The organism is Metabacillus litoralis (assembly GCF_020524045.1).
Taxonomy (GTDB): domain Bacteria; phylum Bacillota; class Bacilli; order Bacillales; family Bacillaceae; genus Metabacillus; species Metabacillus litoralis_C.
This window is the reverse complement of record NZ_JAIVKL010000002.1, coordinates 203,062-228,688: the sequence shown is the minus strand read 5'-3', so window position 1 is coordinate 228,688 and position 25,627 is coordinate 203,062. Positions and strand designations below refer to the sequence as shown.

Below are 25,627 nucleotides of genomic sequence, written 5' to 3'. Positions count from 1 at the left end.
GTTTTATTATTAAGCTTCTTTAGCAGCTTGAAGTTGTAGTGAGATCTTAATTTGATCTCCCACAAGAACGCCACCAGCTTCCAATGGAGCATTCCAAGTTAAGCCATAGTCACTTCTTTTAATTTTGCCTTCTGCTGAAAATCCTGCTTTTTCATTTCCCCAAGGATCAATACCTGTTCCTTCAAATGTCACGGCAAAAGTTTCTGTTTTTGTTTCACCATGTAATGATAAATCTCCAGTTACATTATATTCATTATCATCTGTCTTCTCGATATTTGTTGATGTAAATGTCATTTTAGGGTGATTTTCTACGTCAAAAAAGTCACCAGAACGTAAATGATTATCACGATCTTCATTGCGTGTATCAACACTTGATAAATCTACAGAAAAAGAGATAGAAGCTGTAGTTAAGTTAGTAGGATCCGCCTCAATATTTGCTTCGAAGCTTTGGAAACCACCTTTAACAGTTGCGAACATCATATGTTTTACAGAAAAATCAACACTACTGTGTGCTACATCAAGATTCCATTTTGAATTTGTCATTTTAAATTCCTCCATTTATTTGTTTAATTAATATATCTCGATTTAAAGATTTATAACTTCGAGATAATTATATGATCTTAAAGAAGAAATGTCAATGTGTTTGCTTTGAAAAAATGTATCTATTAATTTTCTTGCTAGTAAATTATTAGTTCAATAGGTTTTTACTAGAAAGCTATTAGATAATGAAACAATCTAGCTAAAGACAATAATCAGAAATAATAGTACTCACCAGCGTAGTATACGTTTATATATGAAGAAAAATGCTTAAATATTTGTAAGGTGAGAAATTTAAATATAAATGCTTATTTAATAATGTCCAAAAGTCCGAGTAAAAGGATGTCATAGAGGGAGGGGATGAAGGACATAAACGGGAGGAAAGCCAGAGTAAAAGATCGTCATAGAAAAGATGAAGGACATGAGTACCTACTTTATTAAATATCCTTGGACTTATCATGAACTTAAAAAAGAAGATGCCAAACGGCTAATTCAGTGCATTGATTACTTAGAAAAAGAAGATGTTAATTGATTATTCCATTTATAAACGATCAAAATTTTATATCGTTAATCTGGCATTTACATTCCAGTAATGAATTTTCCGAACCTATGTGTAAAAGTAGCTTTTACATTGTTAAAGACTTCACTTTCAATGCCGACAATGTTTAATTTTCAAAGGTGAGAAAAGATTCAGTGAGTTTCATCACAAGTTAGAAAATATTTATTTTATTCTGAACAGATTGTGAAGTCACTTGTTAGTTTGATGAAAAAGGTGTAAATTTAATATATAGAAAGTTAGTGAAAACATTCACAAACTTTCGAATGAAAGCTAGCTAGCTTAAGATTATGTTAATGGTTTATGTGAAATTATTCACAAATACTAAGGAGCTGAAAGATCATGATGGAATTTTTAAAAGGACCTAAAATGGCTATCATTTGGACAATATTACGAGTTTGGTTGGGAATACAGTGGCTTAAAGCTGGGTTACCAAAAATAACAGAAGGGTTTGATGCTACAGGATATTTACAAGGAGCTATTGCAAAGGCTAGTGGAGATCACCCAGCTGTGCAAGGGTGGTATGCAACATTTCTAGAACAATTTGCACTACCTAATGCGGGACTATTTAACATTTTAATTCCATGGGGAGAAGTATTAGTAGGTTTAGGTTTAATCCTAGGAGTTGCAACCATTCCTGCATTAGTGGCAGCAGGATTTATGAACTTAAACTTCTTACTAGCAGGTACGGTAAGTACCAATCCAATATTATATACAGCAGCCATTATACTAATAGGGGTTGGTGCAGCAAGTTATTACTACGGTTGTGATAGAATTCTGATTCCTTATATCAAAATAAAACTAGAAAAACGTCGGGAAAAGAACAGAAATGACCATCATCACAAACATCTTCCAGTTCACTAGTTTACTACTGGTGATGTTTGTAAACAAAAAAGGACAGATAAACTGTCCTTTTTTGGGTTAGAGATAAGAAAGTATAAATATTTGTCCTTAGGTTTCATTTCTATAAGGCAGGCAATATAATTGGGAAAGATTATAACACATTATCCTATTTATTCCTCACGCCTAATAGCTTAGCGGAGGATATTTAGGAGCGATGTAAACTACCTACAATCATTGTTCGATTCTATTTTTTGAAAAAACTTTTTTCTCAAACACTTAGTAGAGCTCTAAATTTTTTGTTGCGTAATTCCCTTTCCTCATCGGAAGCTAAATCATATTTTTTGAGGAGATGAAATAATTCATTTAATTCTGTTTGATTATGTGAATAGGTTAAATAGTCAAAACAAGAAACTGCCAACTCTTCTGGTAAATATGGCTTTTGTTCTGTTAGTTTTTTCTTAACATCATCTAAAGTATGATCAATGTTACAGAAACTCATTTTTATTTCCTCCTAACCGCCGATATGTGACATTTCAATCTTTTTACGAGTAGTAGAAGACTCACTACGATCTAATGAGTAACGATCTTTTCGCTTAAACCAAATTTTCTCTACTAAGTCTGTTAATTGCTCATCAGTTGCATCTGACCTAATTGGCTCTCGTAGATCATGTCCTTTTGATGAGAATAAACATGTATATAACATGCCATTTGCTGATAGTCTGGCTCTATTACATGTTGAACAAAATGCATCTGAAACAGATGAAATAACTCCAATTTCTTCATTTGACCCTTTGTAACGATAACGTGTTGCAACTTCACCAGTATAATTAGGGTCAATTGCTTCAAGTGGCATGACTTCATGTATATCTTGAATAATTTCTTTTTTAGAATATACATCTTTTAAGTTCCATTTGTTTGTGTTTCCTACGTCCATAAATTCAATAAAACGTAAAATATGTCCCTTGTCTTTAAAGTATTTAGCCATGGGAAGTATTTCTTGTTCATTCATACCACGTTTTACGACCATGTTAATTTTTACCTTCAAACCAGCTTGTTCAGCAGCGTCAATACCGTCTAATACCGTTTTAACCGAAACATCACGACCATTTATTTTTCCGAATACTTCGTCTTGTAAAGAGTCTAAGCTGATTGAAACACGTTTTAAGCCAGCCGATTTAAGAGAGGTTGCAAATTTGGGTAGAAGGGAACCGTTCGTCGTCATGGCAATATCTTCTACACCTTTAATTTTATTAATCTTCTCTATGAGCTGGGGTAAATCTTTTCTCATTAGTGGCTCTCCACCTGTAATTCGAATCTTTTGCACTCCTAGTGAATGGACAAATACCTTTGTAAGTCTTTCTATTTCTTCATAAGATAAAAGCTGACTTTTCTTTAAAAAAGGATAATCAGGTCCGAAGATTTCAGCTGGCATACAATAAGTACAACGAAAATTACATTTATCTGTAACAGATATTCTTAAATCACGTAGAGGACGATTAAAATAATCATAAACTTCGTTATTGTTTGAATTCAACCTGTGTACCTCCTTAAAACTATTCCCCTTTTATCCTCTCAGGATGTGAATAAACATTAAATGATTGACCTCTAATAAATCCTACAGCCGTAATATTTAAATCATCAGCAAGTTTAATCGCTAAATCTGTAGGAGCAGATTTGGATAAAACAATACCTACACCGATTTTTGCTGCTTTAACTAAAACCTCAGAAGAAATTCTTCCGCTAAATACGATAATCTTATCACGAACAGGTAGTTTTTGTAGGATACTATATCCGTATAATTTATCTAAAGCGTTGTGTCGACCTATATCAGTTCGACTTACAAACATTTTTTCTGGACTACATAAAGCAGCATTATGAACACCACCTGTATGTTTAAAAACAACACTACTAGATTGCATTTCATGCATTAATTGGATACATTGTTGGGGAGTAATTGTTAATTTTGAAGTTGATGTTTTCGTTGTTTTAACATCATTTTTGAAATAAAATTGTCTACTCTTCCCACAACAGGATCCAATAAATCGTTTCGTGTATTGCTGTGGATTAGTTCCAATATCAACATGCAAAGTTACATAAGCAAATCCTGTATCTTCGTCAATTTGTAAAGATTTAATTTCATCATAAAACCGAATAACACCCTCAGATGCTAAAAATCCAACAACCATTTCCTCGAAATGAGTAGGGGTGCATACCATAGTAGCAAATTCTTGATCATTAACAATAATGGTTAAAGGAAATTCTGAAACAATAATGTCTTCAGTGTTTATCAAATTTCCATTTTCATATTTTATAATTTTACGATTAATACTCATATCCATCATACATCACCTGAATTTTTAGATTACTAAAGTATAAACACATAATGTTTTTTAAAACAAGTAGTAAAGATTAGCTATCATTTTTTGTATAAAGTTTATTACAAAAAAGCAATCGAAGTTATCAATTATGTAGGGATGGTAGATTTTGATTTACGATTAGATAAAAGTTTACCTTAAGGATAGTGTCATGAAATTACTTGAATAGAGTAATAACATTATGATGTAAGGTTTCAAGCACTGTTAACAAAGCGAGCAAAAAAATGTTGCGGTTATAAAAAGAACATGTTAATATTTCTTTACAAAGTTCATGATTTTGTAACATCTTGTTCTTGTGGCAGCGAACCTGTTAACAGCTCAATTTGTTACAGAAATGTAAGCGATTAACTGTTGGTCCGATAGTAGCGAATCCTGCTTGAAACTAACCGTCAATCACCAAAAATTTGCACAATTTTGTTGCATGTTTTTGGAGGTTGGCGGTTTTCTTTGTTATCCTGCTCTTTTTTATAAGCTCTTTTCGTAAACTTTTTTGCTTTTTAATTTTATTTTCAAAATATATCGCCCTGATTGCCAAAAAATATCCCTGTAAGGATGGAAGAAAAGAGCTGCTCTCCCGATTCAGAAAGAAAATCCCTTGTATCCAGGGGGGAAAATCCGGCTCCTGGGATTTTTCCGAGAGCAACATTCTATGCGAAAACAGCCTTTTTATAAAATTTTTGCATGTAGAATGATCTAAATAATGACCTTTAGATAAAGAACTAAGTAATAATGTGAAAAGAGCACGAAGATAAGGTGAATATGTAAGGTGAGGTACTTAAGTAGTAAAACAATCATTACGAAAGCGACTTGTAGTAAATAAGTTAGGAGATGAATTTGTGAAAAAGACAAAAAATCGGTGGTTAATTGCTGCGTCAGCAGTAGGAATCCATATTTCAATTGGATCTGTTTATGCTTGGAGTAACTTTACAAATCCTTTAATGGAAGAATTCGGATGGACATCACAACAAGTTCAATTAACATTCAGTTTAGCTATTTTATTTCTTGGTTTGTCAGCTGCATTTTTAGGGCATTTTGTTGAGAAGTATGGACCAAGAGCAGCAGGGCTTCTTGCAGCGGCATTTTTTGGAGTTGGTGTAATAGGTGCAGGATTTGCTGTTAGTATTGGTTCTCTCACACTCCTTTATGCTACATATGGTGTACTTGGGGGAATAGGCCTTGGAGTAGGTTATATTGCTCCAGTTTCAACATTAGTTAAATGGTTTCCAGATCGAAGAGGTTTAGCAACTGGCCTTGCAATTATGGGCTTTGGATTTGCTGCAGCAATTAGCAGCCCAATCATGGAAGTTTTAATCAATTCAGTTGGTATAGCGAATACATTTTATATTTTAGGAGCTTCATATCTTATTATTATGACTTTATCATCATTATATTTAGAAAAACCACCGGTTAATTGGGTTCCTGAAGGATTTAATGAAAAAGTGAAATCTAGAAAATCAAGAATAAAAGAAGATTTGTCACAGTTAACAGCAAATGAAGCAATCAAAACGTCAAGATTTTATTATCTATGGATCATGCTATTTATCAATGTTACATGTGGAATTGCGATTTTATCTGCTGCAAAACCTCTTGCACAAGAAAGTATTGGTCTTTCAACAGTAGAAGCAGCTGCATTAGTTGGTGTTTTAGGAATTTTTAATGGTCTTGGCCGTATTGGATGGGCTTCAATCTCAGACTTTATCGGTAGACCGAACACTTATACCACATTCTTTGTTTTGCAAATTATCTTATTTGCTTTATTACCACATACACAAGAAGCAATGTTATTCCAGGTTATGTTAGCCATTGTATATACATGTTATGGTGGGGGATTTGCAGCAATTCCTGCTTATATTGGTGACTTATTTGGAACAAAGCAGCTAGGGGCTATCCATGGATATATTTTAACTGCATGGGCAGCAGCAGGATTAGCAGGACCAATGTTTGCAGCATGGATGAAAGATACAACAGGAAGTTATGCAACAAGTCTAACGTTCTTTGCTGGTATGTTTGTTATTGCTCTAGCTGTTTCTATCTTCATTCGTCGTGATATTAATAAGCTACGTCAACAAAATGTTGGTGAAAAATCAAATAGCACAATGGCTGGTTAATTCTTCTTCCAAAACGTTTATAGTTGTGTTAAAATACCTCATGCTAACACCTCTAGTAGGTAGGAGGGTATAATGAATAAGTACGAAGCAGAATTCAGTAATATCGTTCGTTCCTTTCGAAAGAAACATATGGGAAAAGGCCCAAGTAAGATTACGACAACATTTTGTAAAAATTGGGCTATATGTGAAATGGAAGGGAATTTATCACCAGTTGAGAAATTTATTGCTAGTGCAGATGAGGGAAAACAAGCCTTAAGATCTGCTCGAACTGAAATGGTAAAGCAAATGTATAAAAAGCATCCTCCAGTTGAAATGGAAGATTTTTTAGGATGTCATTATGTTGATCTTTTTGTAGACATTGATATAGACCGAGATTTTGGTATGTCAATCTTTGTTTTTGACGAAGATATTCAAGAGAAATTTTGTAAATAAATTTAGGTATGGCACTTAGTAGCGATCCTGCAAAAGACTAACCACCGTTTAACTCAAATTTAACTAGTTTGGGATAGCGGTGGTTTTTTCTTTAGTTGTACATGTCACCTGATTTAGAGGTGTTAAACTGTCTTTAGGCATTGGTTTAACGGAAATCAATAACAAATTAAACAACATTAATTGATAAACAAATCTAATTCAAATGAAAAATTAGCTTATTGCTAATTCATCTTAATTACCAATAAGCTAGTTTTTCTCTTAATTTATATCGATGAGTTTTATACTAAATCACATTAGTTAGAGCTTTCTTTCATAGTTTAATAGATAAGGAGTGATTCATATGGGAGAATCAAAACATCAAGGACCTATAAAAGCAACAAAGTCACCACAACCAAAGCATTGGGTAAGTCCAATTCCCTTTGGTTTAGGTAAAGTGAAGCCACAGCATTTCCGCGATACAATGAAAATTGCATGGGATAATCGAGATAATTTAGGATATGCAACAAGAATTGTTACTAAAGGTGTTTGTGATGGTTGTGCTTTAGGGGTTTCTGGATTGTATGATCAAACGCTTAAAGGACCTCATATGTGTACAACAAGGCTAAATGTATTACGTTTAAATACTATGCCGGCTTTAAAAGAAGAAATTGTACATGCAGATATTGATGAACTAAGAAAATATAGTAGTACAGAACTAAGAAAGCTAGGAAGAATTCCATATCCACTTATTCGCAGAAAAGGAGAAAGGAAATTCTCTCGTCTGTCATGGAATGAAGCAATGGATGTGATTGCAGAAAAAATGAAGAAATTAGATCCTAAGCAATATGCGTTTTACTTAACATCACGTGGAATTACGAATGAATCTTATTATGTAGCAGCAAAGGTTTCTCGTTTTCTTGGAACTAATAATATAGATAATGCTTCGCGTATTTGTCATTCACCAAGTAAAACAGCGTTAAAGCGTTCGATTGGTGTTGGAGCTTCAACAGCAAATTATCAAGACTGGTTTGGTACAGATGTCTTATTATTCTGGGGAAGTGTAGCATCTAATGCGTCTCCAGTTTCTACTAAATATATGTTAGAAGCAAAAAAACGTGGAGCTAAAATTATTGTAGTTAATCCATATAAAGAGCCAGCAATGGATGAATATTGGATTCCTTCTAATATGGAGTCCGCTTTGTTTGGGACAAAAATTGCAGATGACTTTTATCAGGTAAACATTGGTGGAGATATTGCCTTTATGCACGGCATAATGAAGCATTGGTTTGAAATGGAAGAAAAATCTCACGGATCCGCTATTAACCATGAATTTGTGCAAAAACATGTTAATGGCTATGAAGAGTTAAAAGCAACCGTTGAACAACAGTCATGGGATGAGATTATCAAATCATCTGGTATATCACAGGAAAGAATTGCAGAATTAGCGATTTTACTTGCCAATAGTAAAAATGCTGTTTTTGCATGGGCATTAGGATTAACAATGCATTCATTTGCAACAGATAATATCTCTCAAGTAGCAAACCTTGCTTTATTAAGAGGCTACTTAGGTCGTAAAAACAGTGGATTAATGCCATTTCGTGGACATTCTTCTGTTCAGGGATCTGGAGAAATGGGAGCAGATCCATTTGTTCTTCCTGGAGGAGGTTTTGATACAGAAAATGTAGAGCGGATTGAAAGAATTTGGGGATTTGATCTTCCAAAGTGGCAAGGAGATATTGTGGGAGTTACTCTTGAAAATATCGTTCTTCCAGAAGATCATGAACGAAAAATAAAGATGTACTATTTATCTGGAGGTAACTTCTTAGAAACGATGCCAGATCCTGACTTTGTGGAAAAAGCATTATCAGAGCTAGATATTCGTGTGCATCAGGATATCATCTTTAATACATCAACATTAGTTGATGCAAAAGAAGCTGTTATTGTGTTACCAGCGAAAACTCGCTATGAACAAGATGGCGGAGGAACATCTACATCAACTGAACGCATGGTGTATTTCTCTCCTGAAATCGAAGGCAACAAAAACTATATTGAAGAAGCTCGATCAGAATGGAAAATTTATATTGATCTTGCTAAGCGTGTGAAGCCGGAAACTGCTCATTTAGTAGATTTTAAGACTGGTCAGGAAATCCGTGATGAAATTGCTGTTGCGAACAGAGATTATGATGGGGTTCAACATTTAAAGAAGCAGGGTGACGTGTTCCAATGGGGTGGTGCATGGTTATGTGAAGGCGGAGTATGCCCAACACCTGATGGAAAGGGTAATTTAATTTCAGTTGAAATTCCTGATTTGAATAGAAAAGAAGGACAATTCATTGTCACTTCAAGACGTGGTAAGCAATTTAATTCAATGGTATATAAGGAAGTAGATCCATTCAATGGTGCTGACCGCTATGATGTATTAATGAATGCTGAAGATGCAAAACGATTAAGTATTGCAGAAGGTGAAGGTATTGTTGTTTATAATGGCTTTGGTGTATTTCAAGGAAAAGCAAAATTTGTTGAAATCGCAAAAGGTAATGTTGAGGTTCACTTTCCTGAAGGAAACTTTTTATTACCAAGAGGAAGATATGAAAAATTCGCTGGTATTCCTGATTATAATATTACGGCAACTGTTGAAAAGGCAGATCGCTTTAATGCGCGTAAAGATGTTCAGTACAATGAAAAGCGAATTGAAGACTTAGAGGTAAATGCACCAGTTTAATCTGTTGTGTTTAGAACCCTGGTAGAAATACCTCTAAACAAAGTCTAGTGGTATCTTTTTTTCTACAGATCCTACCTTTTATGAGATAAAACACTGGTTCTAACAGATAAAGACGTCAAATAGCAACAAACTTTGAGAAGTGAGCTTTATTAATAGAAGAATAAATAATTTGTAGAGACTGGGACATAAGTATTTAAACTAATGATAAACCCGAATTATAAGGTGATATTTCAATTAATCACTCACCTAATAGTTCGGGTTTTTATTTGCTGTCTTTAATAGATTTTGTGATTTTGGAAACTATTTTTAAGAACTTAGTGGAATGGAGCGGAAGACACTAGAGCACCTACTTAGAATAGAGGGAAGGCTGAGACCCCGCAGGCGTAGCTGAGGAGGCTTAGCTTCCTCCCCGGCGAATGGAGTGTCTGCAGCGCAATGGAACGAACTTGTTTTTTAACCTAACTGAATTTAGATTTATTCGCTTTTTTGGATGATTTCTTTAATTATGTCCCATCTTTTTTTCGAGTCTCGAATCATTTTACTTTTCTTTATAACAGATTAAGGATTATGATATGAAAGTGAAATATACAAAGAAATAAGGTGATTTTATCTCAACTTTAACTAGTACAGCTCCTAAACAAAGTGAAACTATTCAAGAGAATAAAGTAGTGCTATTTTGGAGTTTTACCGTTTGGCTTGTTGTTATGAATACAACCATGTTTAATGTAGCATTACCAAGTGTATTATTAGATCTTTCATTAAACTCAACAACTGCTTCATGGATTGTGTCAGGATATTCCATCGTATTTGCTATCGCAACATTAACATTTAGTAGATTGTCTGATTTTATTCCAATTTCTAAACTACTATTCATTGGATTATCCATTTTAAGCTTAGCATCACTCATTGGTTTTTTCTCGAATAATTTTACATTGTTACTTGCTTCTAGAATTCTTCAAGCAGCAGGAGCTGGTTCAGTACCCGGATTAGCAATGGTGTTAGCGAGTAGGTATATACCAGTTTCTCGAAGAGGTAAAGCAATGGCATTAATCGCTTCAGCTTCCTCTTTAGGTTTTGGGTTAGGACCTGTCATTGGTGGAGCTATTACACAATATTTAGGTTGGAATTATTTGTTTGCAATAACAGGCTTAGTTGTTTTGTTTATTCCTATTTTTCAGAAACTCTTACCAAAAGAAGATGTAAAGAAAGTGAAGTTCGATACATTTGGAGGCATATTAACTGCCTTAACGGTTACCGGGTTATTACTGTTTTTGTCAAACTTTAATATCATGATCTTAATAAGTAGTGTCATTTGTATGATATTCATGTGGAGACATATTCATAAAGTAGAAATTCCATTTATCCAACCTAAGTTACTGAAAAATCGAGAATATATAAAATTACTATTTGTAGGGTTTACAGCTTTCATTTGTCATTTTGCAGCATTATTTCTCATGCCAATCATTTTAACAATTGTATTTGAAAAAGATCCAGCAGAGGTTGGGATGATTATTTTTCCTGGTGCAATATTATCTGCGATTGCTGCTCAATTAATTGGCCGGTTAATTGATCGTTTTGGAAACAAACCATTAATTATTTTTGGTCAATTATTTCTCTTAATTGCAACAATTTTATTTGCGTTGTTTGCAACAGTTTCCCCTTATTCGATCTTGTTTACATATATGTTCATGAGTATAGGCTTTTCAGCACTAACATCTAGTGTGGCAAACGAAGTATCACGTATTTTACCAAAAGAGGATATCGGAACAGGAATGGGAATGGCTCAGCTTATTCAGTTTTTTGGAGGAGCGTTTGGAGTTACACTTACAGGTATTATGATAACGTTACAGCAAGAATTTACAGAAGAAATTATTTATCGAAATATATTTACAGGTTTAGTTATCTTAGTTTTATTTGCAATAACTAGTTTTACTTTTTATATTAAAAATATGAAAAAGAAGGTCTCTTTATATTAAAATTGGATGTTATTCTATTACACTTGTCTACACATCTTATTTCTATATTCATAAGATATAGAAACAGATGAAAGGAGTGATTGTTAATGTCAGAGCAAAGAAGAAGACCTGTTATTAACGCAGAGCGAGTAATCATTAACGCAGAAGAGGTTATTATCATCGAAGCAAATGATAAAAGACGTCACAGAAGAGAAGATGTTGCAGGAGTGGAAGATCGAAGAAGATACGATGATGATAATGTGTTAGGTGTTGAAGATAATAGAAAAAGGCGCTTTCCCTGGTAATTGTTAAAAATCAGGAAGAGGATGACTCATAATCCAGGGGTTAGACTTACTGACCCTTATGAGTTATCCTCTTTTTTATGATTATTAAATTGGATAGTGAGCAAGGAATACATACTAGTTTGTAAAGATTAATAAAAAACGATAATGTGTCAAAAGAGGCACAAAAGAATACCGTCTATTTGTATACAATATAAATTATAAAACTTTAGAGGTAATACTTCATGATTGAAAAAGAGAATGATAGATATTGGTTAATCAACTTAAGAAAAAAAAGAGGATATTCACAAGAAACACTTTCACAGTTATTAAATATTGATCGAGCTTATTACTCTAGAATAGAAAATGCTCAACGAAATCCTAGTAAATCAATTGCTAATAGTATTGCAGAATTATTAAGATTTCACCCTTCCATTTTTGAATTAGAAGCAAATCCTTTTCATTATGCTCTTGATGATTCACCTATTATTATTGCCCATTGTGATTTAGATTTAAGTTATACTTGGATATTTAATTCCCATCCAGATTTCAATCCAAAAGATGTAATTGGGAAGACAGATGATGAAATTACTGTAAATAATGGAACATTAGCATTAAAAAATTTAAAGCGAGAGGTGATAAACTCGAAAAAGAAAATAAGTAGAAATATAAGTTTTCCTTTATCAGATGCTATACATACCTATCATGTGTTTTGTCGTCCTTTATTTAATAGTAAAGGTGAGATTATCGGAGCTTCGTCTGTCTCCACAGATTTAACTCATGTAGAAATGGACTTGGATTGAAAAAATGAATGTCAGGAGAGATCGTTTATGAAATTAGGGTCTAAGGTCACATATATAAATGAAAATTCTGATGTTTTTATCATTATTCATGATTATAATAATGGTCAAGTAGAGATTAAGAAAGTTGATGATGAAGGCTTTAAAGTGAATCTAGCATTAAAATCTGAGTTAAAAGAAATGTCTGAATAAGTGATAGAAACTCGCTAGAATAGCATAATAGTAGAATATTCTTTCAGTTTATTTGATTGTAATTTACATGTTTTTGAACGAATTTTTATGAAGCCCGTTTTTAGCATCATGCTAAAGAACGGGCTTTTTTTATTGTGGAAGGTAAAGAGCATCTTCTATTTCTATTTGATTTATGCTTGTCGCTTAATGATAAGCTCATTCCCCTTTTCTTATTATTTGGCTATGTTAAAGCTTAATGTTGATTTTTAGCACTTTGTTGATTGGAGTGAAAGGCATGAGACTCCTGCTTAGAGAAGCGTGTCAAAGGGAGACCCCAAAGGCGCTTGACGCCGAGGAGGCTCCCGGACCTAGGAAAAAAGGTACTTTTTTCCCGGGAAAGCGAATGCCTGTAACGAAAATCAACAACAAAGTTTAACAGAGCCTATTATTTAAACTGGAAACAATTCGGGCTTTTAACATATTGTATTGTGTTGAAAATTTTATGAAGAGGTGAAAATTATGCATTTTCAAGATGAACAATCACTTGTGTTGAGTGCAGCTAAGAACGAAATGTTAGCCAACTTTTATAAATACACAAACCCATCACTATCAATGATGTATTATCAGAAACATTTAATGTGTATCCAGCAGTTAGCAGCTGCTGATTATCGAGGGTATCAAGAAAATCAAATGTACACCAGAGCGGGAGAACAAAACTCTTTTGTTAGAGTTCTTCATACATCACCAGATGCACCTGCTGTAGACGTATACGTAAATGGACAAAAAGTAATAACTGATTTAACATTTAAAGAAACAACTGATTACTTACGATTACCGCCAGGGCAATACACAATTGAAGTGTATCCTGCTGGAGACATGTCACAACTAGTTCTCCAGGAACGTGTCGCATTAACAAGAAACACATACTATACAGCTGCAGCAACAGGTAAATTAGCTAACATTAGTCTTGATGTTTTTGTTGATAAACCATATGTTAGTCCGAATCAAAGTAAGGTAAGAGTCATCCATTTGTCACCAGATGCACCAAATGTAGATATTGCTGTTAAGGGTGGAGATGTGTTATTTAGAAATGTACCATTTAAAAAAGCGACAGATTATCTAACACTATCACCTATGACGGTTAATTTAGAAGTAAGAGTTGCTGGAACAAATAATGTGGTTTTATCAATTCCACAAGTACAACTAAAAGCCGGAAAAACTTACACTGCAGTTGCTGTTGGGTTAGCGAATGGTATGCCAGCATTAGATGCAATCTTTTTAATGTCTTAAAATCTTTTAGGGAAAGTTACAATCTTGTGACTTTTCCTTATTGTCATTGTTTTTTATAAGGGCTGTTTTCGCAAACTTTGTTGCTATTAAATATCCTAAGCAATCAGCACTGGAATAAGTCTTGTGGCAGCTTTTCTTCATAAAATAGTACCCTTATAGTGAAAAACTCTATTTTCACTCCAAATCTTGGTTACATAGCAACAAATTATTCAGAAAAGAGATTTTATTAAATTTCTATGTTAAAGAAGTTTGTGTTGATTTTTAACAATTTATTAATTGGACTTGAATATAAATGAGACTCCTGTTTAGAAAATGTAACGGCTGAGGCTGCCTAGAAATAAAGGGTATTTTTTTCCACGAAAAGCGAAAACGGATTTCATCTACTACAACTTCTCTAGTTAATTAACTGACAATGTTATTCTTATTTTTAATTTCCGTTACACAGAAAAAGATAAACTACTTCAGGTTTATTCAGTGAAAGATTTTTTTAAGTAAATCATTATGAAGAAGCTGATAATAATGGATTCATAAACAAGGTGAATGGATTTTTTGATAAATATAACAAGAAAAATCATGAAGTGAGTGATCAAGAAATAACTCACGATGCGGACGAATAAACATCCTGCTTGTAGACAAGGAAGTGAGCTTAATAAAGCATGAGAAAAAACAAGAAAAATATTTTAAGAAAAAAAGTGATAAGGTCTCAATATTAATAGAGATTCATGGTAAAATAAAAAAGTTCTTATATATATCAGGGGGTAAAAGATGGACGAAGCAGCAAAAAGATACATCGAATTATATATTCATTTTTCCGAAGGGCTAGGGCGGTTTTTAACAAAAAACGAACAAGATTTTTTAAAGTGGTTAGTCATTAACGAATAAATACATAGCAATATCAGCAGAAAGGTTAACAATTAGATGTTAGCCTTTTTTATTTATGGATGGTACAAATAATAGCCCGATTTCTCATACTTGATTGCTTTTAGAAAGTTGTTAGGAAGTAAGGAAATCGTTTCATTACGCTCCATCTCTTTGCTTTTCCTCTAAATATGCAAAAATCAATAGTCCTCTTCATTTCATTCAATAACAGAAAATTCAATCGTAACATTCATAGGGAAAACAGCCGAGTATGATACTGCCAGTAAAACAAACTATACAAAAAATTAAGAATTATTTTAACAAGATGGTTTTAAAAGGATATGTAAATAGATGAAATTATAAAGAGTTTATAAAGAAATGAGAGGCAATGTTTTTTATAGTTATAATTGTAAGTGAAAGAGGGAGTTCATTTGAATAAAGACTCAATTTTATTAGTAGAAGATGATCAAGAGATTGCAAGAATTGTTTGTGATCACCTCAGAAAGGAAGGGTACCATATTTCATGGGCCTCTACTGGTAAAGAAGGCTGGGAAGATTTTAAGGTTGAATCTTTCCAATTAGTGTTAATCGATATAATGCTTCCTGAAATGGATGGTTTAACACTGTGTAAGAAAATTCGTTTAGAAAGTGATATTCCGTTGCTTATTATCAGTGCTAGACATGAGGATGAAATGAAAATTCAAGGATTAGATTTTGGTGCAGATGATTATTTAACAAAACCTTTTAGTCTTGAAGAATTAAGCGCTAGATTAAGCTCACATTTAAGAAGGTATCGAAGGTATTTAAGAAAAGATGAAAACAGCAATCAAACGAAGTATGATCACGGATTGAGGATTGATTTTCTCAAAAAGGTTGCTTATTTAAATCATGAGCCGATATTGTTAACAACAAAAGAATGGGAATTATTGTTGTTACTTGCTAAAAATCCTTTCCAAACCTTTTCTAAGTCAGAGTTATACGAACATATTTGGCAACAAGAAGATATGGAAGGAAACAATACGATTACAGTCCATATTAAAAGCTTACGTACTAAGTTAAACGATGTTAGCCGATCTGCTAAATATATTCAAACCGTATGGGGAGTGGGCTATCGATTTATTGGTGAGGAGATTATATGAAAATTAAGTATTGGTTAATGATGAGTTTTTTGATAGTCATGCTGTTACCAATGATCACGTTATATCTTCTTTATATTAGTCTTAGTAGTTATGACGAAGAACAGGACGTGATTGAATATATGAATGTTTATAATCAAACGATTTCTATTGAAAATACCCTGCAAAATCCTGATTTATATAACATTCAATCAAAAGAAAACTATGAAAACTTAGCTAGTTTAGTAAGCAGTAAAATAAAGATTGTTCTTTATCGTTATGATGGAGTAATCTTATATTCTTCAGTTGAAGATCCAGCAACAACAATGCTATATCAGACTAATCTTCATGCTTTATACCAAAATCTAAACGAAATTCAAAAAAAACACAGATCTTATGTAATAAAAAAACCATCTTTTCTTGAAGGTAAACTTATCGGTTTTTATGAAATAACTATAGCTAGAGAGCAATGGGTAGAAGGATTCAACAAACGCTCTATATTTTTATTTACTGTCGTAGGTGTTTTTTTCCTTTCATTATATGTAACAATCGTTATTTTATTGAATCGAAAACTTAACAAACCATTATTTATTTTACAAAATCAAATGAATGCTTTTGCTAAAGGAACAAATATCGATAATTCATATAAATATAAAAAAGATGAAATCGGTGATTTATTTATTCACTTCGATTCAATGAAAAAACAGATAGAAGAAACGAGAGAAGAGCTTGAAAAACAACAAAAGGAAAAAGAGTTTATTGTTGCAGCACTTTCTCATGATCTAAAAACCCCACTAACTGTAGTTCAAGCATATACAGAGGCACTTTATCATGAACAATCATTATCAGCAGAAGAAAAAATCGATTACAGAACAATACTTTTTGAAAAATTACATTATATGAGACAAATGCTTGATGATTTGGCAATTTATGCGAGTTTACAATCAACAAACAATACGATAGAGCTTATTGATGTTGAGGGACAAGAGTTTTTCGAAATGCTTTTATCTAGCTATGATGAGCCATGTGCCAAAAAGGGCCTTACTCTCCACGTTCACCAGGAAATAGAAGGTAATTATCACGTGAATGTTAAGCAAATGATGAGAATTGTTGACAACTTAATGACGAATGCCATTCGCCATACTGATAGCGGACAAACTATCTGGCTCGCTGCTTTCTCAGAAGAAACGCCAGTACCAAATTGGGTCTTTGCTCCTTTTATGAACGAACTAGATAAGTGGAGGCAAGATGGAACAATAATTGTTATTCAAAATGAGGGAGAAGCAATTCCTGATCACCTTCTACATTCAGTATTCGAACCATTTAAACAAGTAGAAGGAGCAAGGGGGCTTGGAGGAAGTAGTGGTTTAGGTTTAAGTATATCGAAAATGTTGATTGAAAAACATGAAGGAAAGATCAAGCTATGGTCTAAAAAAGGATACGGAACTTTAGTAGCTTGTTGGTTAAAGAAAGGATGACTTTAAAAATGATATTAAAAAGGTTACTAATTGGAACAGCGATTGTTTGTCAAATAGGATTACTAGCAGGGTGCTCGGAAGATGTAGAAGCTTCTTCTGGTGATATTGTTCTTAATGTACTTGAATCAGGAAAAGAAGTAACTGATTATTATGGAAAAGCTACTCTCAAAATGTATTCAGAAGATGTAGAAACTGAAAATCTAGTAATTGAAGAGTATGTTGCAAAAAATGGTCAACGAAAGGTAATTACAACTGATTTGAACAATAAGAAAAAAGCTTTCGCCTATAATACTGGTGATGAGTTAATTACTTTTGATGAGAGTACTCAACAAGCTATAAAAATAGATTTATCAGATGAAGATTTACAAACCAATCATACTCAAAAAGAACAGCTTATCAATATATTAGAAGGAATGAAGAATAGTCATACCTATAAAGTTGTTGGTGAAGAAAAGATAAACGGAGTAAATACTTATCATTTAAAAGCTACACCAAAAACCTCTGATTCTATTATAGGAACGATGGAATTTTGGGTTGATAAGAAAACATGGTTTATGATGAAAACAGTGACTACCTCAGGAGATATGATTTCAGAAATTGTTTATGAAAAGGTAGACACGTCACCGAATTTTTCAGATGAAACATTTAAAGTGAATTTACCTGAAGGCATTAAAGCTGTTCCTTTAGATACAGAATTCAATAGTCAGACAGGTACAATATCAGAAGCCGAAAAAGCAGTAGGAAAATCAATATTAGTTTTTCCGGAAAATAACGTTAAGGTAGAATCAGTTGATTGGCAAGAAATAGGGGGCGAGATCAATCGAACAGAGGTAAATATAATGTATGCTAGTACTGAAGACGCGACTCCTTACTTTTTAGTCTCTGTTTTTCCTACCCCAAAAGGTGATGATATGGAAATTGAAAAAACACAATGGGTTGTTCGTGGTCATAATGCAGAATATATGGAGGAAATTAAAGCAATTAGCTGGGATGAAGATGGATTAAGATATAACGTGATGATTACTAATCCTGACCTTACAATTGAAGAAGTTATAAAATGGACTGAAGATATGGAATATCAATAATTTGTAAAATCTCTATTGTTGATTAGCTTTACAACGTTATCAGATCATTCAGCTTAAAAGAGAATGTAGGTGTACTATGATCCCGAATTTTATAGAAACAATTTCTTATATTTTAATAGGTTGTTGTATTCATTTTATAGGAACATTATTAGGGAATTATCGAAAGAAAATAAGTGTAATTATTGAAATGACTCTTGTCATTTGTGTAATTGGATATGTATTTTATACCAAATCTTTTTTAGATAGCTTTATCTATTTAGCTATTGTTTCAAGTAGTTATTTTGCTCTCATTACTGTCACATCGGGTCGTAAAAAGTATGAAGAAATATTATTGGAGATCAAAGACATAGATGTAGAAGAAATTGAACTGCAACGTGATTTCAAACGAATTATTATAGATATCACACTTTCCCTCTTTGTTTTAAGTTTTGCGATGGTATTTTTAATTTTTGGACCAGAAGGAAGTCCTTTAAAATACGTGATCATCATTAGTCTTTTTACAGCAATTTCTGAGATTGTTAAACGAGTTTTGACTTACTTTCAAGTAAAGTTATATTATGAGGAAAAAAATGATACATTTTTTATTCTTTCAAAATATGAATCCCGTAAATTTTCTGCAAAAGATTGTGATTTCGCACAAGTAGAATCTACAGTTGATATGTTAAAATTACATCCTTTTTTAACGCTTTTTATGACAAATACAGATTTTACGACTAGCATCCATAAGGTATTAAAACTTTCATTACCAGGAGAAACAATTTATGTAACAGTGAAAGAGTTAGATCGAATGAAAGAAATATTAAGAGAAAATCAACAGTTGGAAGAAATGCAACAAATAATTGTATACCCTTTTTATCATAGAAAAAATATAAAAAGATTAATAGGAAAGCTCTATTTTGCAGCAACGGTAAAGGGAATTTCTGCATATTCAGCTGTATTATTACTTTTATATTATTTGAAAGCTCCTCCATGGTTAATGATCGTTGTTGTTTTAGCTTATTGGCTATTAAATATATATTTATCTGATCGTGTATTAAAGGTTGCAATGGATGCGAAAAAAATAAAAGATCCAGAAATTATTTCTTTGACTCATAGAATGTGTACACGAGCAGGAATAAAAAATGTTGAGCTTTATGAAACAGAATCGTCAGAGTTTAATGGTCTTGCAACAGGAATGAATATTGGTAGATCAATGATTACCTTAACTTCAGCTACATTAAAACTGCCAATTCATGCAATTGAAGGGATCCTTGCACATGAAATAATTCATGTGAAAAAACGTGATATATTGTGGGGACAAATCTGTAGAGCGATATATATATCAATTATCCTTATATTTGTTTTAATGATTCAAAAAGAAATAACAAATATAGATGATTACAAGATTCCGTTGTTTTTTGTTATATGGTTCATTATGATGTTTTATCCCATTTATCAATCGTTTTACCTTCAATGGATGGAGGTAAGAGCAGATCATATGGGTTCTTCATTATTAGATGGCAATCAAGAGCAAATGGCTGAAAGTTTAAGATTACTTACAATCGAACAGGATATTGCTCTTAATAAGTCTTTTTCTTATAGCATGACAGAAGCAGAACAGAAAAAGAAAGTTTCCTCATTAGATCGTGATCGTTGGTTTTGGCGTCTAGTAGAATTTCAATTTATGGCACATCCTCCAATGTATTGGCGTGTTCGTACACTTGAAGAAAATAATAAAGGCTGGGGAAAAGCAATAGTAAGACGCTGGGCTATTGATCGTTTGAAAGAATCTTTTACTAAATAACGATGTAAAAATAGAGGTGGTGTTTGACATGTTTGCTAAAGTTTTCTTTATATGTGGTGTATGTTTATTTCCATTTGGAATCTATCTTGCATCAACTTCTATGATTGGCGTAATTTTAAGTGTTTTAAGTGGAATGTTTATCTTTTTTAGTGCCCCATTATTATCTTCGAGAGCACATTGAATGAGAGTACTGGATTACTAGTTTATTAAGGGCTCAGCCGATTGAGTAACGTATATTGGTGAAAAAAATAGCGTCTTGCGTTTCTCTCAAAACCTCCAATCTTGGGGGTTTTTTATATTATTTGCTATTACTACTGGCTTTTTCAAAGTTCAATTCTTCCCTAAGAAAAAATGAATACCTGTAAAGGATTGCAACAAAGTTTAACAAAACCAATCCTTAATAAAAATGTGATGCCATAGGTACAGCGACTTTTCATTTAATAGATTTTAGTATAAGATATAAACATATGGTATTAGTACCAAGTGTTAATTTTATATAAATATATTCATATCCTGAAACTGTAAGTAGAGAAGGGAGTAAGTAAGATGAAAAAAAGAGTTGTCATTACAGGAGTTGGAGCGGTTACACCAGTAGGAAATGACGTGGAAACTTCTTGGAATAATATAATAAATGGTGTATCTGGTATTGCTCCTATGAAAAGAATAGATTCAGAAAAATTCAATGTAAAAGTAGCAGGAGAGGTTAATAATTTCATTCCTGGTGATTTTATTGATCATAAAGAAATAAAAAGAATGGCTCGTTTCACACATTTTGCTATTGCAGCAAGTAAAATGGCAATTAGGGATGCTAATGTTGAAATTGGTAAGGATATTTCAGCAGAGCGAGTAGGTGTTTGGATTGGCTCAGGTATTGGTGGACTTGATGAGTTTGAGGAACAGCATAAGCGCTTTTTAGATAAAGGACCTAGACGTGTAAGTCCTTTTATTATCCCGATGTTTATTCCTGATATGGCCTCAGGACGAGTATCGATTGAATTAGGTGCAAAAGGAATTAACAACTGTTCTGTAACAGCATGTGCATCAGGAGCCAATTCAATAGGAGACTCTTTCCGTGTTATCCAAAATGGAGATGCTGATATGATGGTAACAGGTGGAGCAGAAGCTGCTATCACAGAGATGACCATATCAGGATTTGCTAATATGACTGCTTTATCTACTAATCCAGATCCTAAAACAGCAAGTCGTCCTTTTGATAAAAATCGTGATGGGTTTGTCATTGCAGAGGGTGCAGGTACGATTATACTAGAGGAACTTGAACATGCTTTAGCACGTGGAGCACATATTTATGGTGAATTAGTTGGATATGGTGCAACAGGTGATGCTCATCATATTACAACTCCAGCACCAAATGGTGAAGGAGGACAACGTGCGATGAAGTTAGCTCTAAAAGATGCGAATCTTCAACCAAATACAGTGGATTATATTAATGCACATGGAACCAGCACATATTACAATGATTTATATGAAACAGTAGCTATAAAAGAAGTATTTGGGGAGCATGCTTATCACTTAGCAGTTAGTTCAACAAAATCAATGACAGGTCATTTACTAGGAGCGGCAGGGGCGATTGAGGCCATTTTCTCTTTATTAGCGATTAAAGAAGGAATCCTTCCTCCAACAATTAACTATGAAACACCAGACACCGAGTTGGACCTAAATTACGTGACAAAGGGTGCTAAGAAGGCAAACATTGATGTCGTTTTATCAAACTCGCTAGGTTTTGGTGGTCATAATGCAACGTTGATTTTTAAGAAATACAACAATAAATAAAAAAAGGCCACTATCATTGACAAAATGATAATGGTCTTTTTCTATTTCATATATTTAAAGAATGTTATTTAGTATTTAACAGAACCAAATTCTAAAATAGTATTCTCTAAAAGTAGTACTTTAGAATTTGTCTTTAGTAGGATAATCACAATATTCTATGATTGTTCCTTCAGTGTCTGCGGGATTTAAATAAATTAGCCTTCTGCCATGTTTGTTTGTCCTAAGGCTATCTTCCAAAACTCGTATTCCTTGTTCCTGAAGTTCTTTGAGAGCCTCATCTAAATTTTCAACTTGGTAGGCGACATGGTGTACACCTTTTCCTTTTTGTTTGATGAATCTTGCAATTGGTGATGTTGTATTATTAGTTGGAGATAAAAGCTCAATTCTTTCGCCATCCAAATCAATAATCGCTATTTCACTTTCAACACCTTTAGCGTGACTTGTATAACGATCTATTAATGAGGCATCCAAAACCTTTATATAAAATGATATACTACTATCTAAATCTCGTACAGCAATACCGATGTGATCTAATTTTTTTCTCATGAATTCAGCCTCCTACTCTAGCTTTTTTCTTTTATTCGCATTTCTTCTGATACTACAAATGCTAGATCTTCATTTCCGTATAATGATAAAATATTAAGTAAAGTTTGATTAGCAATATCGCCAGCTTCTTCTTTAGGAACAGTTAACTCTATTGCTTGTTTAAGCGCAGGGTTTACTTGTTGCTTTGGATAAGCTTTTTCATATATTTCAAGGGGATTAAGGTTATTATTAATACACCATTGGGAAAAAATTAAGATCATCATATGTTCATCTTTTTGATAGTTTTCAATAATTTTCTTTTCGATTTCTTTAGAATTCAAGGTCATTTCTCCTTTATACCAGTGTGTTCAATAGTCGATGTAATAACTTCTTTATTCAATAAACTTTATTATACATGAAAATAGTGAATTCTTCATAAGAGGAGGTAGTTTATCTATTTATTTCAATTTAACATAGGCATTCACCCTTGTAAGATAATCTACATATGTTGTGAGAAATGGATGTGAAAGGGTGATTTGATGAGTGGTAAAGTTCGTCATTATTACGCTGGAGGTAATACAGCAAAAGGGTTCTTCAGTCTTTATGATTCCGTATTAAATGATTTAGAACGTTTATTTATTTTAAAAGGTGGCCCGGGTACAGGGAAATCTTCTTTAATGAAAAAAATCGGAAAATTAATGGAAGATAAAGGACTAGATGTAGAATACCTTCACTGTGCATCAGATACAAATTCAATAGATGGTGTTATTTTAACAAACGAGAAAATTGGGGTTGTTGATGGAACAGCCCCACATGTGATAGAACCGAAAGCACCTGGAGTCATTGAAGAGTATGTGAACTTAGGAGAAGCCTGGGATTCACAGCAGTTAATTAGTAATAAAGAAGCAATACTTAAACTTAATGAACATATCGCTCTTAAATTTGAAGCAGCGTATGAAACATTTGCAGAATCTCTAAGTGCGCATGATGATATTGAAGATATATATATTTCAAATATGGATTTCACAAAAGCGAATGAGCTCACTGAAAATCTAATTTCAAAATTTTATGGATCAGAACTTTTTAAAAAGGAATCAATTGTAAAGCATCGATTTTTAGGTGCAGCAACACCAGATGGAGCAGTAGATTTTATCCAAAATTTAACGGAAGATATAGAAAAGCGGTACTTTATTAAAGGCAGAGCAGGATCAGGTAAATCAACTATGTTAAAGAAAATTGTTTCAGCAGGTGAGAAGAGGGGCTTTGATGTAGAGGTATATCATTGTGGATTTGCCCCTAATAGTCTTGACATGGTGATTTTACGAGAAAAAGGTATCGCAATCTTCGATAGTACAGCACCTCATGAATATTTTCCAGATCGTAGCTCTGATGAAATTATTGATATGTATGAAACATGTATTACACAAGGTACTGATGAAAAGTTTGCATCAGATATAGAGAGAACTACGAAAGCATATAAAGGTAAAATGAAAGAAGCGATTGGATATTTAGCTGAGGCTAAAAAATTAAGAGATGAATTAGAATCGTATTATATAGAGGCAATGGACTTTATAAAGGTAGAAGAAATTCAGCAAAGCATTATAAATGAGATTGAGTTATTACTAGAAAGAAAATGACTATATGAGACGGATACGTTTGTATCCGTCTCAGACTGTTGACAAACGCTTGCTTTCTTCGTTATTCACCTTGCTTGGGTTGGTCTCGACTCAATGCCAAATAGGGGAAACTCAGCTTCTCACATGGCTTCGTGCTTCGAAAGTTATCTTATATGATAGCCTTTATAGTTTAGTGGTAATAAGAGAAATTTGAGCATTTAAATTCGAAGTTATTAACCAGATAGAATTAATAATAAAAAACTGCAGTTAATTTTGCTTGTATTGATATTTCTCTTTTTTGAATTGGTGGTGTTGTTTGAAATGGACTTTCAGCTGCATAGGAGAACATTATTTCTCTAGAAAGTTGAGAAGATGAATTTTCAGTTACTTTTGAAGGAATAGGATTAAAAGTTACACCAATTTGATGTCCAAGTGATATTGCTTTTAATGTAGCTTGTTTCATTGCCTTGTTAAGAGCCTGTTGATAATGATATTCTTCATTTATTAATGAAAATCGTAAGCCCTCAGCAATATTTGCTCCATTTGAGATGGCAATTTCATAAACTTCTCCAATTTTATCTAAGTCAAATAAGTCGATCTCAAGAATATGATTGATTTTATATCCTGTAAGAATTGATTGTTCTTCAATGTTACGATAAATAGGAAGAATCGTATATGAAATGGTTTGAATTTGTTCATTGGTAAGTCCGCTGTTTTTTAATGCGGTGATGACGTTATTAGTGATCACAGCATTTTGATTTTGCGCTTCTTCAACATTTTGATTCTCTGTCATTACTCCTAAAGTAATGGATGCTTTGTTTGGCATGGCTGTGACCATCCCAGTACCTTCAACTGTTAATTTTCCATGGTTTTCTCTTGAAATAGGTGTAGATCTAAAATAATATGGTGATTGATGATAAGCCAACAAGTTCCCTCCTCTAAATGCTCATTTTGTAGACAAGTTTTCCCTTTTATAAGCATGAAATTTCATATTAATGGCAACATTATTGTAGTAATGGTACTATATGTACGTTAGAAGGGAGTTTTTATACATGGAAAAGATTGAAGTTGGCGAAATTTTTACAATTACAGATGAACAAGGGCAAGAAAATGAAGTAGAAGTGTTAGCTGCAATAAATCTAGATAATACAGATTATGTTGCTGTAGGGTTTGTTGATGATATTCAAGATGAGTCAGAAGAAGACATTGATGTTTTCTTTTTAATGGTTGATCAAGAGGGCGATTTTTCACCGATTGAAAGTGATGAAGAATTTGAAAAAGTTTCATCAGCTTTTGAAGATTTAATGGAAGAAGAAGAATAGAGGGG

The 25,627-nt window shown here is 33.1% G+C and carries 24 protein-coding genes; 17 read left to right on the top strand and 7 right to left on the bottom strand.

Translation table 11 applies throughout. The features are described 5' to 3' along the window. Positions 1-9: 9 nt before the first annotated feature. The gene (locus LC076_RS04510; RefSeq protein ID WP_226666520.1) at positions 10-543 is read right to left on the bottom strand and encodes a YceI family protein; all 534 of its coding nucleotides are present in this window, start codon (positions 541-543) and stop codon (positions 10-12) included. An 895-nt stretch (positions 544-1,438) separates the two neighbouring features. Between LC076_RS04510 and LC076_RS04505 the strand changes: the two genes are divergently transcribed. Next, the gene (locus tag LC076_RS04505; RefSeq protein ID WP_226666987.1) at positions 1,439-1,957 is read left to right on the top strand and encodes a DoxX family protein; all 519 of its coding nucleotides are present in this window, start codon (positions 1,439-1,441) and stop codon (positions 1,955-1,957) included. Positions 1,958-2,204: 247 nt separating this feature from the next. On the opposite strand, the gene LC076_RS04500 is transcribed toward LC076_RS04505, so the two are convergent. Genes LC076_RS04500 through fdhD form a run of 3 tightly spaced genes read right to left on the bottom strand, consistent with a single transcriptional unit; the run spans position 2,205 to position 4,275 of the window. After that, the gene (locus LC076_RS04500) at positions 2,205-2,435 is read right to left on the bottom strand and encodes a group-specific protein (protein ID WP_226666518.1); all 231 of its coding nucleotides are present in this window, start codon (positions 2,433-2,435) and stop codon (positions 2,205-2,207) included. A 12-nt stretch (positions 2,436-2,447) separates the two neighbouring features. Next, positions 2,448-3,470: a GTP 3',8-cyclase MoaA gene (gene moaA, locus LC076_RS04495; RefSeq protein ID WP_226666516.1), complete on the bottom strand. Its 1,023-nt coding sequence runs from the start codon at positions 3,468-3,470 to the stop codon at positions 2,448-2,450. 19 nt (positions 3,471-3,489) lie between these two features. After that, positions 3,490-4,275: a formate dehydrogenase accessory sulfurtransferase FdhD gene (gene fdhD / locus LC076_RS04490; RefSeq protein WP_226666514.1), complete on the bottom strand. Its 786-nt coding sequence runs from the start codon at positions 4,273-4,275 to the stop codon at positions 3,490-3,492. An 872-nt stretch (positions 4,276-5,147) separates the two neighbouring features. On the opposite strand from fdhD, the gene LC076_RS04485 reads away from it, so the two are divergent. The 14 genes from LC076_RS04485 to fabF all read left to right on the top strand — a co-directional run bounded on the left by LC076_RS04485 (position 5,148) and on the right by fabF (position 22,159). After that, positions 5,148-6,419, top strand: a complete 1,272-nt coding sequence (locus LC076_RS04485; RefSeq protein ID WP_226666512.1) for an OFA family MFS transporter — start codon at positions 5,148-5,150, stop codon at positions 6,417-6,419. 72 nt (positions 6,420-6,491) lie between these two features. After that, entirely contained in the window at positions 6,492-6,851 is a 360-nt protein-coding gene (locus LC076_RS04480; RefSeq protein ID WP_226666509.1) for a DUF2294 domain-containing protein, read from the top strand. A 340-nt stretch (positions 6,852-7,191) separates the two neighbouring features. Then, a complete protein-coding gene (locus LC076_RS04475) occupies positions 7,192-9,552 on the top strand; it encodes an FdhF/YdeP family oxidoreductase (protein ID WP_226666506.1) in 2,361 nt (786 codons plus the stop codon). A gap of 668 nt (positions 9,553-10,220) precedes the next feature. After that, positions 10,221-11,528 (top strand): MFS transporter, encoded by a 1,308-nt coding sequence (locus tag LC076_RS04470; RefSeq protein WP_226666505.1) that lies wholly within the window; start codon positions 10,221-10,223, stop codon positions 11,526-11,528. 86 nt (positions 11,529-11,614) lie between these two features. Beyond that, positions 11,615-11,812: a hypothetical protein gene (locus tag LC076_RS04465; RefSeq protein ID WP_226666503.1), complete on the top strand. Its 198-nt coding sequence runs from the start codon at positions 11,615-11,617 to the stop codon at positions 11,810-11,812. 221 nt (positions 11,813-12,033) lie between these two features. Then, on the top strand, positions 12,034-12,591 hold the full coding sequence (locus LC076_RS04460) for a helix-turn-helix domain-containing protein (protein ID WP_226666501.1): 558 nt from the start codon (positions 12,034-12,036) through the stop codon (positions 12,589-12,591). A 27-nt stretch (positions 12,592-12,618) separates the two neighbouring features. Then, the gene (locus tag LC076_RS04455; RefSeq protein ID WP_226666499.1) at positions 12,619-12,780 is read left to right on the top strand and encodes a hypothetical protein; all 162 of its coding nucleotides are present in this window, start codon (positions 12,619-12,621) and stop codon (positions 12,778-12,780) included. 498 nt (positions 12,781-13,278) lie between these two features. After that, the gene (locus LC076_RS04450) at positions 13,279-14,049 is read left to right on the top strand and encodes a DUF4397 domain-containing protein (RefSeq protein WP_226666497.1); all 771 of its coding nucleotides are present in this window, start codon (positions 13,279-13,281) and stop codon (positions 14,047-14,049) included. 1,289 nt (positions 14,050-15,338) lie between these two features. Next, on the top strand, positions 15,339-16,046 hold the full coding sequence (locus tag LC076_RS04445) for a response regulator transcription factor (RefSeq protein ID WP_226666495.1): 708 nt from the start codon (positions 15,339-15,341) through the stop codon (positions 16,044-16,046). Further along, positions 16,043-17,500 carry a sensor histidine kinase gene (locus LC076_RS04440; protein ID WP_226666493.1) on the top strand — a complete coding sequence of 486 codons (1,458 nt, stop codon included), beginning with the start codon at positions 16,043-16,045 and terminating at the stop codon, positions 17,498-17,500. The genes LC076_RS04445 and LC076_RS04440 overlap by 4 nt, the downstream gene beginning before the upstream one ends. Before the next feature lie 8 nt (positions 17,501-17,508). Then, on the top strand, positions 17,509-18,585 hold the full coding sequence (locus tag LC076_RS04435) for a LolA family protein (RefSeq protein ID WP_226666491.1): 1,077 nt from the start codon (positions 17,509-17,511) through the stop codon (positions 18,583-18,585). Positions 18,586-18,661: 76 nt separating this feature from the next. Beyond that, a complete protein-coding gene (locus LC076_RS04430) occupies positions 18,662-20,368 on the top strand; it encodes a M56 family metallopeptidase (RefSeq protein ID WP_226666489.1) in 1,707 nt (568 codons plus the stop codon). Positions 20,369-20,396: 28 nt separating this feature from the next. Continuing rightward, positions 20,397-20,549, top strand: a complete 153-nt coding sequence (locus LC076_RS04425; RefSeq protein WP_226666488.1) for a hypothetical protein — start codon at positions 20,397-20,399, stop codon at positions 20,547-20,549. Between the two features lie 365 nt (positions 20,550-20,914). After that, complete coding sequence (fabF, locus tag LC076_RS04420) at positions 20,915-22,159, top strand: beta-ketoacyl-ACP synthase II (RefSeq protein WP_226666487.1); 1,245 nt, start codon at positions 20,915-20,917, stop codon at positions 22,157-22,159. A 120-nt stretch (positions 22,160-22,279) separates the two neighbouring features. Here fabF and LC076_RS04415 read toward each other — a convergent pair whose 3' ends face one another. Together LC076_RS04415 and LC076_RS04410 are read right to left on the bottom strand one after the other, a co-directional pair. Then, positions 22,280-22,705 (bottom strand): VOC family protein, encoded by a 426-nt coding sequence (locus LC076_RS04415; protein ID WP_226666486.1) that lies wholly within the window; start codon positions 22,703-22,705, stop codon positions 22,280-22,282. A gap of 17 nt (positions 22,706-22,722) precedes the next feature. Then, positions 22,723-23,025: a hypothetical protein gene (locus tag LC076_RS04410; protein ID WP_226666485.1), complete on the bottom strand. Its 303-nt coding sequence runs from the start codon at positions 23,023-23,025 to the stop codon at positions 22,723-22,725. Positions 23,026-23,223: 198 nt separating this feature from the next. On the opposite strand from LC076_RS04410, the gene LC076_RS04405 reads away from it, so the two are divergent. Next, positions 23,224-24,321, top strand: a complete 1,098-nt coding sequence (locus LC076_RS04405; RefSeq protein ID WP_226666484.1) for a PRK06851 family protein — start codon at positions 23,224-23,226, stop codon at positions 24,319-24,321. A 226-nt stretch (positions 24,322-24,547) separates the two neighbouring features. On the opposite strand, the gene LC076_RS04400 is transcribed toward LC076_RS04405, so the two are convergent. Then, positions 24,548-25,225, bottom strand: a complete 678-nt coding sequence (locus tag LC076_RS04400) for an SIMPL domain-containing protein (RefSeq protein ID WP_226666483.1) — start codon at positions 25,223-25,225, stop codon at positions 24,548-24,550. A gap of 127 nt (positions 25,226-25,352) precedes the next feature. Between LC076_RS04400 and LC076_RS04395 the strand changes: the two genes are divergently transcribed. After that, positions 25,353-25,622, top strand: a complete 270-nt coding sequence (locus tag LC076_RS04395; RefSeq protein WP_226666477.1) for a DUF1292 domain-containing protein — start codon at positions 25,353-25,355, stop codon at positions 25,620-25,622. Positions 25,623-25,627: the final 5 nt, after the last annotated feature.

Excerpts from the sequence above, each read along its gene's own strand:
- fdhD (WP_226666514.1), bottom strand. The coding sequence starts at position 4,275 with ATGGATATGAGTATTAATCGTAAAATTATAAAATATGAAAATGGAAAT.
- fabF (WP_226666487.1), top strand. The coding sequence starts at position 20,915 with ATGAAAAAAAGAGTTGTCATTACAGGAGTTGGAGCGGTTACACCAGTA.
- LC076_RS04435 (WP_226666491.1), top strand. The coding sequence starts at position 17,509 with ATGATATTAAAAAGGTTACTAATTGGAACAGCGATTGTTTGTCAAATA.
- LC076_RS04475 (WP_226666506.1), top strand. The coding sequence starts at position 7,192 with ATGGGAGAATCAAAACATCAAGGACCTATAAAAGCAACAAAGTCACCA.
- LC076_RS04415 (WP_226666486.1), bottom strand. The coding sequence starts at position 22,705 with ATGAGAAAAAAATTAGATCACATCGGTATTGCTGTACGAGATTTAGAT.
- LC076_RS04500 (WP_226666518.1), bottom strand. The coding sequence starts at position 2,435 with ATGAGTTTCTGTAACATTGATCATACTTTAGATGATGTTAAGAAAAAA.
- LC076_RS04450 (WP_226666497.1), top strand. The coding sequence starts at position 13,279 with ATGCATTTTCAAGATGAACAATCACTTGTGTTGAGTGCAGCTAAGAAC.
- LC076_RS04480 (WP_226666509.1), top strand. The coding sequence starts at position 6,492 with ATGAATAAGTACGAAGCAGAATTCAGTAATATCGTTCGTTCCTTTCGA.
- LC076_RS04465 (WP_226666503.1), top strand. The coding sequence starts at position 11,615 with ATGTCAGAGCAAAGAAGAAGACCTGTTATTAACGCAGAGCGAGTAATC.
- LC076_RS04505 (WP_226666987.1), top strand. The coding sequence starts at position 1,439 with ATGGAATTTTTAAAAGGACCTAAAATGGCTATCATTTGGACAATATTA.
- LC076_RS04405 (WP_226666484.1), top strand. The coding sequence starts at position 23,224 with ATGAGTGGTAAAGTTCGTCATTATTACGCTGGAGGTAATACAGCAAAA.
- LC076_RS04430 (WP_226666489.1), top strand. The coding sequence starts at position 18,662 with ATGATCCCGAATTTTATAGAAACAATTTCTTATATTTTAATAGGTTGT.
- LC076_RS04510 (WP_226666520.1), bottom strand. The coding sequence starts at position 543 with ATGACAAATTCAAAATGGAATCTTGATGTAGCACACAGTAGTGTTGAT.
- LC076_RS04395 (WP_226666477.1), top strand. The coding sequence starts at position 25,353 with ATGGAAAAGATTGAAGTTGGCGAAATTTTTACAATTACAGATGAACAA.
- LC076_RS04440 (WP_226666493.1), top strand. The coding sequence starts at position 16,043 with ATGAAAATTAAGTATTGGTTAATGATGAGTTTTTTGATAGTCATGCTG.
- LC076_RS04425 (WP_226666488.1), top strand. The coding sequence starts at position 20,397 with ATGTTTGCTAAAGTTTTCTTTATATGTGGTGTATGTTTATTTCCATTT.
- LC076_RS04455 (WP_226666499.1), top strand. The coding sequence starts at position 12,619 with ATGAAATTAGGGTCTAAGGTCACATATATAAATGAAAATTCTGATGTT.
- LC076_RS04460 (WP_226666501.1), top strand. The coding sequence starts at position 12,034 with ATGATTGAAAAAGAGAATGATAGATATTGGTTAATCAACTTAAGAAAA.